The sequence below is a fragment of the Psychrosphaera saromensis genome, from assembly GCF_002954545.1.
Lineage (GTDB): Bacteria > Pseudomonadota > Gammaproteobacteria > Enterobacterales > Alteromonadaceae > Psychrosphaera > Psychrosphaera saromensis.
This window is the reverse complement of the sequence record NZ_MSCH01000003.1, coordinates 3,536,577-3,546,788: the sequence shown is the minus strand read 5'-3', so window position 1 is coordinate 3,546,788 and position 10,212 is coordinate 3,536,577. Positions and strand designations below refer to the sequence as shown.

At 37.7% G+C, this 10,212-nt stretch carries 10 protein-coding genes; all 10 read left to right on the top strand.

Annotation, left to right across the window (positions count from 1 at the left end; translation table 11 throughout):
- Positions 1–858, top strand: an 858-nt coding sequence (locus tag BTO11_RS16015; protein WP_105053544.1) for an IS3 family transposase, incomplete at its 5' end; no start/stop codon positions are given.
- A gap of 273 nt (positions 859–1,131) precedes the next feature.
- On the top strand, positions 1,132–1,980 hold the full coding sequence (locus tag BTO11_RS16010; RefSeq protein WP_105053543.1) for an HvfB family MNIO-type RiPP peptide maturase: 849 nt from the start codon (positions 1,132–1,134) through the stop codon (positions 1,978–1,980).
- Positions 1,980–2,735 (top strand): HvfC family RiPP maturation protein, encoded by a 756-nt coding sequence (locus BTO11_RS16005; protein WP_105053542.1) that lies wholly within the window; start codon positions 1,980–1,982, stop codon positions 2,733–2,735. Before BTO11_RS16010 ends, BTO11_RS16005 begins: the two co-directional genes overlap by 1 nt.
- A gap of 99 nt (positions 2,736–2,834) precedes the next feature.
- A complete protein-coding gene (gene apt / locus BTO11_RS16000) occupies positions 2,835–3,368 on the top strand; it encodes an adenine phosphoribosyltransferase (protein WP_105053541.1) in 534 nt (177 codons plus the stop codon).
- 18 nt (positions 3,369–3,386) lie between these two features.
- A complete protein-coding gene (gene dnaX / locus BTO11_RS15995; RefSeq protein ID WP_105053540.1) occupies positions 3,387–5,717 on the top strand; it encodes a DNA polymerase III subunit gamma/tau in 2,331 nt (776 codons plus the stop codon).
- 81 nt (positions 5,718–5,798) lie between these two features.
- A complete protein-coding gene (locus BTO11_RS15990; protein ID WP_105053539.1) occupies positions 5,799–6,125 on the top strand; it encodes a YbaB/EbfC family nucleoid-associated protein in 327 nt (108 codons plus the stop codon).
- Positions 6,126–6,137: 12 nt separating this feature from the next.
- Entirely contained in the window at positions 6,138–6,734 is a 597-nt protein-coding gene (gene recR / locus BTO11_RS15985; protein ID WP_105053538.1) for a recombination mediator RecR, read from the top strand.
- A gap of 176 nt (positions 6,735–6,910) precedes the next feature.
- A complete protein-coding gene (gene htpG, locus BTO11_RS15980; protein WP_105053537.1) occupies positions 6,911–8,839 on the top strand; it encodes a molecular chaperone HtpG in 1,929 nt (642 codons plus the stop codon).
- A gap of 180 nt (positions 8,840–9,019) precedes the next feature.
- Complete coding sequence (adk, locus tag BTO11_RS15975) at positions 9,020–9,664, top strand: adenylate kinase (protein WP_105053536.1); 645 nt, start codon at positions 9,020–9,022, stop codon at positions 9,662–9,664.
- Between the two features lie 93 nt (positions 9,665–9,757).
- On the top strand, positions 9,758–10,144 hold the full coding sequence (locus tag BTO11_RS15970) for an MAPEG family protein (RefSeq protein WP_105053535.1): 387 nt from the start codon (positions 9,758–9,760) through the stop codon (positions 10,142–10,144).
- Positions 10,145–10,212: the final 68 nt, after the last annotated feature.

The window sequence follows — 10,212 nt, the reverse complement described above, 5'->3', positions numbered from 1 at the left end:
AGGTTCGCGTATATAAATAAACACGCGAATACAAAACAGCCCGTTAATAAAATGTGTAAATGGCTGGGTGTTTCCAGAGCTGGATATTATAAATGGTGCCAACAAACACCCAGTAAACATGCAGATAAAAACACATTACTGAGGGACTTTCTAAAGCGCGTTAGTGATAAAGAGCATTGCATTCCAGGTTATAGAAAACTATGGGATGCAGCTGTATCTCATGGTTTTGATTGCAGTCAAGGCAAAGTACAACGCTTGCTACAGTGTATGGGTTATCGCTCAGTCGCGGGAAAACACAGAATGAATAAGGCAGCTAAAGAGTCAACATTTATTCCGACGACTCATATACTACAACGCCAGTTTGATGTGAAAGAAGCAAACAAGGTGTGGGCTTCAGACATCACTCAAGTTCGTTGTAATGAAGGCTGGCAGTACTTGTGTGTCATTCTCGACTTGTACTCACGTAAAGTGGTAGGTTGGGCAACGAGTAGAATAAACAATGCCTCTTTAGTTATTAAGACGTTAAAGAAAGCATGGGAAGCTCGTAAGCCAGATGGCGATAATTTATTGTTTCATTCAGACCAAGGATGTCAGTACAGGGCAAAAGATACAATCCGCTGGCTGAATAAGAGAGGCGTGACAATTAGCATGTCTAGAAAAGGAAATTGTTGGGATAATGCATGCTCAGAAAGCTTCTTTGCCCAATATAAAAAAGAATGGATGCATAACTTAACTCAATTGAGTCGAAATGAAATGACTGTACAAAGTCGTTTTTATATTGAAAAATATTACAACTCAGTAAGAAGGCATGGCACTCTAGGGTATATGAGTCCCATGCAATATGAAGAATTAAATTAACCCCGTGTCTACTTTTACGAGGTCACATCACACTTTTTATTACACTCTTACCGCTTAAAACTTAAAACTTACAGCTTACAGCTTACAGCTTACAGCTTACAGCTTACAGCTTATAAAGTTACCGATTGTCAGATGCGAGTAATGTAAAATCATCTATCTTTTAGTTATAAATTCTTTTATTAATATATTCTTCCGAAAGTTTTTACCGTATTGTCTGTTCTTATTACTATAATTCAACACAGTTAGTTTTATTTAAAGTGAATGACAACAATAATGAATAACAATGCATTAGTGAGTGGCGCTGGACTTGGTTTTCGTCGTGAGATGGAGTCAGATCTCGATTTGATAACAGCAGATAAAGTCGACTTTTTAGAAGTTGCACCTGAGAATTGGATGCGTCTTGGTGGTAAGTATCAGCACTTATTTGAGCAAGTTGCAGCAAGTCATAATATGCTTACTCATGGTTTATCACTGTCTTTAGGTAGCCCAGATCCTTTAGATATAGACTTCGTAAAAGAAGTCGGCCAGTTCCTAAAAAAATACAAAATCAAACACTACAGCGAACATTTAAGTTATTGCTCTGCAGACGGCCATATGTATGACCTAATGCCTATTCCTTTCACGGAAGAAGCTGTGCACTATGTGGCTGCACGTATAAGGCAAGTACAAGATATTTTAGAGCAGAAAATAGCGATTGAAAATGTCTCAGCTTATTTAAGCCAATCTAGTGAATTAACAGAATTAGAATTTACCAATGCAATATTAGCTGAGGCTGATTGCCATTTGTTGTTAGACGTTAACAATGTATATGTTAATTCTATTAATCATAAATATGATGGCAAAAAATTTATTGATGGGTTGCCTTCTGAACGGATCTTGTATGGCCATATTGCAGGTCATTACGACGAAGCTGATGATTTAAAAATTGATACTCACGGTAGTGATGTTATTCAACCGGTCTGGCAATTACTGGAACACGCTTATGAACAGCATGGTGTATTCCCTACATTGTTAGAACGAGATTTTAATATTCCGGCTTTAGATGAGCTATTTGATGAAGTTAACATGATAAAAAAGCTACAAGCTAGTGTAGGAAATCGTTCTACTAAAGGACTTTACTAATGAGTCATCTTAAGTCACTCAAACAAACTCAACTTGAACTAACTCAGTGTATCCGTACAGGTGAAGGCGGGCTGGATGGTATAGAGACTCGCAGAGTAAAAATTTACCAAGAGTTATTCTTTAATAATATTGAAGGGTTCTGTAGTACTGCATTTCCAGTTGTTAAAAGTATTTTAGGTGAAGAACCATGGTTACAACTTGTCAGGAAGTTCTTTGTAGAGTCTAGCTGTGAAACGCCTCATTTTATTGAAATTTCTCAACAGTTTTTATCTTACGTAATCGAGAATCAAACTGATTTTGAGCCATTACCATTTTTAGCTGAACTTGCGCATTATGAATGGGTAGAGCTAGATTTGGCGGTAAAGTTTGATCAGAGTCATTTCGAGTTAGATATTAATACAATTGACAATGATTCACCATTAACACTATCTAACACCTGCAGCCCTTTATTGTATAACTATCCGGTTCATACCATCTCAGTTGATAACTTCACAACCATAGCTCCTGAATTAACTGCGTTAGTGGTATATAGAAATACAGATTTTAACGTTAAGTTTATTTTGGTCGATCAGCTGACGGTTATTATGTTGCAGTTACTACAACAAAATAACGACATTAATAAAGCCGAGTTAGCTACTGAACTGATGGGCTTAAACGAAAGCTTTACCCAGTTACAAATGCTAGGTTTTTTAGACAATGCGTTGCCTAAGTTTATCGAACTCAATTTAGTTACTGGACCACTAAAAACATCGTAGGAGTTAGATCCTCGGAATTGTTAAATAAATCATGAGAAAGGTTTTTCCCTTGCAGCCAATCTGTCATACTAGAACCGAAAATTAGTATTTAGGTAAAACATGTTAGATTTAATAAAAGACAGTATAAAAACAATTCCAGATTATCCGAAACCAGGCATTATGTTTCGTGATGTAACTTCATTAATGCAAGACCCAAAAGCATTTGCCAAGACTATCGAATTATTTGAAACCAAATATAAAGATCAAGGTATTACAGCTATCGTTGGGACAGAAGCAAGAGGGTTTATCTTTGGAGCGCCGTTAGCATTAAAAATGGGCGTTCCATTTATTCCGGTTAGAAAACCAGGTAAGTTACCTCGTGCCGTAATATCTCAAGATTACCAGTTGGAATATGGAACTGACACTATGCAGATCCATACCGATGCATTAACCGCTAAAGACAAAGTACTTATGGTTGATGACTTATTAGCAACTGGTGGCACGATTGAAGCGACTACATCTTTGATCCGCCAATTAGGCGCCACAGTAAACGACGCATGTTTTGTCGTTAACTTGCCTGCACTAGGTGGTGAACAAAGATTGAATAAATTGGATATCAAAAGTTATTCATTAACTGAGTTTGATGGCGAATAGCTTAAAAGGTTAATTTAAATGAGTTATCAAGTTCTCGCACGTAAATGGCGTCCGGCAAAATTCGCTGAGTTAGTTGGTCAAGAGCATGTTAAAGCCGCGTTAATTAATGGCTTAACTAATCAAAGACTGCATCATGCGTATTTGTTTACGGGAACCCGCGGTGTTGGTAAAACAACAATTGCTCGTATTTTTGCCAAAAGCTTAAATTGCGAAACGGGTATTTCTGCCGAACCTTGTGGTCAGTGCGGAACTTGTTTAGATGTAGATGCGGGTCGTTTTGTCGATTTAATCGAAATCGATGCCGCCTCTAGAACTAAAGTAGGCGATACCAGAGAAATTCTTGATAATGTTCAATACGCGCCGACTAGAGGCCGTTATAAAGTCTATCTGATAGATGAAGTACACATGCTATCTAGGCATAGTTTTAACGCCTTGTTAAAAACCTTAGAAGAGCCACCTGAGCATGTTAAGTTTTTACTAGCGACAACTGATCCTCAAAAACTCCCCGTCACTATTTTATCCCGTTGTTTACAATTTAATTTACAAGCTTTGTCGATAAAACAAATATCTGACCAACTTGTAAGAATTATGCAAGCAGAACAATTGCCATTTGAACAGGAAGCACTTGAGCTTTTAGCTAAGTATGCCAAAGGCAGTATGCGTGACGGTTTAAGTTTGACAGACCAAGCTATTGCTCAGTCTGGACAAAACGTTACGTTAGATGTTGTTCAGCAGATGATGGGTACCGTTGATATTAGTTGGAGCCAAAACATATTGGCTGCAATATTAAATAACGATGCAGACGGTTTAGTGAGTGAGTTTTCTCGTTTAACCAAACAAAATCCAGACATCGAAAAAGTATTAGATGACTTACTTAGTGTTTGTCACCAAATAGCATTAACCCAAATTATGCCAAATGCTGCACAACTTAATTACAATATTAGTGAGTTTATTAAGACAGTAGCGACAAAATTAACACCACAAGAAGTACAAGTTTATTATCAAATCTTGCTACAAGGTAAACGAGACTTAAAAATAAGTTCAGACCCTTATGCTAGTTTTGAAATGATATGTTTAAGAATGCTAGCGTTTAAACCGGTTACTGACTTTTCAGAGTTACCTTTAAAAAAAAACTCTGAAATAAATATACCAAGAGTTGAAATAGCAGGTTCTGATCCGTCACTAAAGGTATTAGAACGTAAGGTTGAAACTGAATCACCAACTGAATTAAAAGCTCAACCTATTACTCTTGTTGAGCCTGTATTAGCAAATAAACCTGCTATACAGGAAACTACACCAGTTACTCCAGCGTTAACTCAAGCGCTTGTAGCAGATACTTTGTTAGCAGAAAAATTACCAGTAGATAGTCCTTTCGAACACAAAGCGGTTAATAACGGCAACTCTTCTCAGGCTGCCATGAATTCTGCTGCAAAAGTGGAGGATGAAATTCAAGTCACTGGCAACAATGAAATCACCGAAAGCGAATTATTAGCACAACAAAATTTTTATCAGGACATGGCACAGAGCCAAGGTTTTGCAGGCGAGAATGTAGACACTAGTGGGTTTGAAAACTCAGGCTTTGAAGCTAACACCTTTGAAGCTAACACCTTTGAAGCTACAACCTTTGAAAGTGACAAAATTGATAGCCAAGCTGAACCTGCACAGGTTACTGAAGAACAAAAGACACAAGAAGCGACTACATCTTTAACACAAAGTTTTGAACCAGTAATGGACTCGGGTGGATTAGATAATCCTGTGATGGCTATTCTTGCCGCTCGTGGTTTTGATGGCTTGTCAAACACCGAGTTAAATCAAGGCCCATCTAAAGTTGCTTCAGCCGAATTGAAAGTAGAAAGCAAAGATGTTGAAAGTAACCAAGCTGTAGTCACTGAGCCAGTAAAAATTGTAGAAGAGGTAATTCTACAACCTGAAGCCGAGCTTATGCCGTTAGAGCATGAAGAAGTCAGGTATGCACATGAAGTCGATTCGTGGGCATCATTAATAGAACGTTCTAATTTAGCTGGTAGAGCAAGACAGTTAGCGTTAAATGCCAGTGTAGAGGTTACTGAAACCCGTATCGAAATGCTCGTTAAACAAGAGTTTATGCATTTGTTGAATGAGAAAACAGAAGCTGAACTAAACGACGTTGTATTAAACTTAGCACCACAATGTGAATTTGTTATAAACAGATCGGCATCGGTGGAAGCAGCTCCCGCTGAAATTCAAAAAGATATTAATCAGAATCGTCAGCAAAGAGCCGAGGAAAGCATCAATAGCGATCCTATGGTACAAACTCTGTTACAAGAATTTGATGGAACAATAGTCACAGGTTCAATTAAACCATTATAATGGCTGAACTTGTAATTTAACGAACCGCCCATATAAATTGGCAGTTACCTTATTAGTATTAAAAAAAATTGAGGAAAGATTATGTTTAAAGGCGGAATGGGCAACATCATGAAGCAAGCCCAAGCAATGCAAGACAAAATGGCTAAAGTTCAAGAAGACTTAGCTAAAATGGAAGTCGTTGGTGAATCTGGCGCTGGTCTTGTAAAAGTAACTATGTTGGGCAGTCACAGCGTTAAACGTGTTGATATTGACGAGTCTTTAATGGAAGACGACAAAGACATGTTAGAAGACTTAGTTGCTGCGGCAATAAACGATGCAGTTCGTCGTGTTGAAGAAAATAACAAAGAACAAATGTCAAAAGTAACTGGTGGCATGGGCATGCCTCCAGGTATGAAACTACCGTTCTAATCAGCTAATTATATGAGCCAATCATTATTAGAAAACCTGATAGAGCAATTGCAATGTTTACCAGGCGTTGGGCCAAAAACGGCACAGCGTATGGCGTTTCATTTATTACAACGTAAACGCCAAGCTGGTAAAGAGCTATCGGTAGTATTAAATGAAGCTATGGATAACATTGGTCAATGTTCTGAGTGTAGAAACTACACTGAGTTAGAATTGTGCGGTATTTGCCAAAATGCCAAACGAGCCATCGACGGTACTTTATGTATTGTCGAAAGTGCATCTGACTTAGCCGCCGTAGAGCAAAGTGCCCAGTTTAGTGGTCGATACTTTGTTTTACATGGTTGTTTATCACCAATTGATGGTGTTGGACCGAGTGAGATTGGCTTATTTCAGTTAGAACAAATGTTAGAAAATGGTCACGTTAGTGAAGTTATTCTTGCATTAAACCCGAGTGTAGAAGGTGAAGCAACATCACACTACATTGCTGATATTTGTAAATCCCACAATATCTCTATTACTCGAATAGCTCATGGAATTCCTGTTGGCGGCGAACTAGAAATGGTTGATAGTTCAACAATTACCCATGCATTAATGGGACGTAAACAGTTTTAACTGAGTCGTGTTCCAAATTTAAAGTTATAAGGTGGTTATATTATAAAAATAACCACCTTATCTTTACTCCCTCCCTTGATTTTCAAATATACGCTCCTATTAAGTTACCAACGTTTTAACAGTTATCTCAATTTGTTAACTGAATTTAATACACATCAAACACAGGAGATTTACAGATGGCTGAATCAGCTACTCAAGGTAAACAAACTCACGGCTTTCAAACCGAAGTTAAACAATTATTACAACTGATGATCCACTCTTTGTATTCAAACAAAGAGATCTTCTTACGCGAACTTATTTCAAACGCGGCGGATGCATCAGATAAATTACGTTTTGAAGCTTTGTCTAATAATGATTTATACGAAGGCGACGGAAACTTACGTGTACGCGTTAGCTTTGACGAAGAAAAAAATACCATCACAATTGATGATAATGGTATTGGTATGACGCAAGAAGAAGCTGCTGAGCATTTAGGTACTATTGCTAAATCGGGTACTGCAGACTTCTTCCAAAATCTATCTGGCGACAACGCTAAAGATTCACAGCTAATTGGTCAATTTGGTGTTGGTTTTTACTCAGCATTTATCGTTGCTAAAAAAGTCGTTGTACGTTCACGTAAAGCCGGTGCTGATGCATCAGCGGGTGTTGAATGGACAAGTGAAGGTGAAGGCGATTTCACTCTAGAAACTATTACCAAAGAAAATCGTGGTACTGAAATTACTTTATTCTTATCAGAAGAAGAAAAAGAATTTGCCAACGATTGGAAACTTCGCGAAATAATCAAAAAATACTCAGACCATATCTCTACACCAGTAGAAATGTGGAAAAATGAAATTCCAGAAAGTGAAGGCGAAGACGGCGAAAAAATCGCTGCTATCCCAGGTGAATGGGAAGTTATCAATAAAGCTGACGCACTTTGGACGTTAGATAAGTCTGAGCTAGAAGACAAAGATTACCAAGAATTCTATAAGCACATCAGCCATGACTTTGACGACCCAATGACTTGGGCACACAACAAGGTTGAAGGCAAAAGTGAATATACATCATTGTTATATATTCCTAAAAAAGCACCTTTTGACTTATGGAACCGTGATAAGCAACGTGGTCTTAAATTATATGTACAACGTGTATTCATCATGGATGACGCTGAACAATTTATGCCAACCTATTTACGCTTTGTTAAAGGTTTAGTTGACTCAAACGACTTACCGTTAAACGTATCTCGTGAAATCTTACAAGACAACAAGATAACGCAAACGTTACGTAAAGGTTGTACATCTCGCGTATTGAAGATGTTAGACCGTATGGGTAAAAACGATAAAGAAAATTACCAAGTATTCTGGGATGAATTTGGCCAAGTGCTAAAAGAAGGTCCAGCAGAAGATATGGTAAATAAAGAAGCTATCGCTAAATTATTACGTTTTGCTTCAACACATACAGATAACGCAACTCAATCAGTTGGTTTTGCTGACTACGTTGAGCGTATGAAAGAAGGCCAAGATAAGATTTATTATATTGTTGCTGACTCATATGAAGCGGCTAAGAATAATCCATCACTTGAGATATTCCGCAAAAAAGGCATTGAAGTTGTACTTATGTTTGACCGTATCGATGAGTGGTTATTATCACATCTGAATGACTTTGACGGTAAATCGTTAGTATCGGTTACTCGTGGTGACTTAGACCTTGGTGACTTGGATGACGAAGAAACTAAGAAAGCACAAGAAGATGCAGACAAAACATTTGAATCTTCAGTCGCTAGAATGAAAGAAGTTCTTTCAGCTGACGTAAAAGACGTAAAAGTGTCACACCGTTTAACTGATTCTCCAGCGTGTATTGTGACTGATAGCTCAGACATGAGTTCACAAATGATTGAGATGATGAAGCAAATGGGACAACCAGTTCCAGATGTTAAACCTGTATTTGAAGTAAATATGGAACACGCTCTAGTGAAACATATTGATCAAGTGCAAGATGAAGAACAATATAAACAATGGGTTGAAGTTTTATTAGACCAAGCAACATTGGCAGAACGTGGAACTATGACAGATCCAGGTTCGTTTATAAAACGCATGAATGACTTAATGTTATCGCTTACTAAATAAACAACTGATAACGTAATTAAGAAAAGGGAGCAAATAGCTCCCTTTTTTTTCATTTATTTTTTGAAAATCATTAGACTTTAGTCGGTTCCAACCTAACTCTAGTTGTCATCGCTTTTGTAATATGACAATATTCGCGACAATATAAAGATTTCTAAAAACTATCAATCTGAGGACATATCCATGCGGATAATTTTACTAGGCGCACCGGGCGCAGGTAAGGGGACACAAGCCCAATTCTTAATGAATAAATATGGGATCCCACAAATATCAACAGGTGACATGTTACGTGCTGCTATTAAAGAGGGAACCCCTTTAGGAATAGAAGCTAAAAAAGTAATGGATGCTGGTCAACTAGTTTCTGACGAGCTCATTATTGGATTAGTAAAAGAACGTATAACTAAAGCCGATTGTGAAAATGGTTTCTTGTTAGACGGTTTCCCTCGTACTATCCCTCAAGCAGATGCAATGAAAGAAAATGGTATTACCGTTGATCATTGTTTGGAATTTGATGTTCCTGATGAAGTTATTGTAGGTCGTATGTCTGGACGTCGTGTTCATCCTGGTTCAGGCCGTGTATATCATCTTGTTTACAACCCACCAAAAGTGGAAGGTAAAGACGATGTAACTGGTGAAGACTTAATGATCCGTGATGATGATAAAGAAGAGACAGTACGTAAACGTTTAGGCGTTTATCACGAACAAACTCAACCTTTAGTGGCGTATTATAAAGCTGAAGCAGAGGCTGGAAATACAAGCTTTACAACGATTGAAGGCACTCTGCCAGTTGAAGATATTAGTGCAAAATTAGCTACTATCTTAGGTTAATAAATTAATGCATTTGAAAAGCCCACATTAACGTGGGCTTTTTTGTTTCAAAACCCACTGTTGTAGTGGTTAATAATTAGAAAGGTAACAAGAATGAATGTTGAATTTACCGCGTTTTACGCTGGCATATTAGGTCTATTTTATGTGGCTCTATCATTTAGAGTAATACGCTTTCGTCGTAAGTTTCAAATAGGGATTGGACATGGTGAAGACCGCGAATTACATCGTGCTATCCGTGTACACGGTAACTTTGCCGAATATGTGCCTATGGCTTTATTTATGTTGTTATTGCTTGAGCTAAATGGCACTCAAATGTGGGTGTTACATGCGCTTGGTTCTATGCTGTTTATTGGTCGCATTTTACATAGTATGGGGCTTGGTAAAACAGCAGGCACTTCTATGCCTAGATTACTTGGTGGTTTATTAACATTTGTAATGATGTTGGTTGCTGCGGTATTAAATATCCTTGTTGTTTATTAAACACTCGTCGGTTATTTAACATTTGTTGTTCATCAATGATGGCTTGTTTACATAGATTAGCTTTTATA

Excerpts from the sequence above, each read along its gene's own strand:
- BTO11_RS16010 (WP_105053543.1), top strand. The coding sequence starts at position 1,132 with ATGAATAACAATGCATTAGTGAGTGGCGCTGGACTTGGTTTTCGTCGT.
- BTO11_RS16005 (WP_105053542.1), top strand. The coding sequence starts at position 1,980 with ATGAGTCATCTTAAGTCACTCAAACAAACTCAACTTGAACTAACTCAG.
- apt (WP_105053541.1), top strand. The coding sequence starts at position 2,835 with ATGTTAGATTTAATAAAAGACAGTATAAAAACAATTCCAGATTATCCG.
- dnaX (WP_105053540.1), top strand. The coding sequence starts at position 3,387 with ATGAGTTATCAAGTTCTCGCACGTAAATGGCGTCCGGCAAAATTCGCT.
- BTO11_RS15990 (WP_105053539.1), top strand. The coding sequence starts at position 5,799 with ATGTTTAAAGGCGGAATGGGCAACATCATGAAGCAAGCCCAAGCAATG.
- recR (WP_105053538.1), top strand. The coding sequence starts at position 6,138 with ATGAGCCAATCATTATTAGAAAACCTGATAGAGCAATTGCAATGTTTA.
- htpG (WP_105053537.1), top strand. The coding sequence starts at position 6,911 with ATGGCTGAATCAGCTACTCAAGGTAAACAAACTCACGGCTTTCAAACC.
- adk (WP_105053536.1), top strand. The coding sequence starts at position 9,020 with ATGCGGATAATTTTACTAGGCGCACCGGGCGCAGGTAAGGGGACACAA.
- BTO11_RS15970 (WP_105053535.1), top strand. The coding sequence starts at position 9,758 with ATGAATGTTGAATTTACCGCGTTTTACGCTGGCATATTAGGTCTATTT.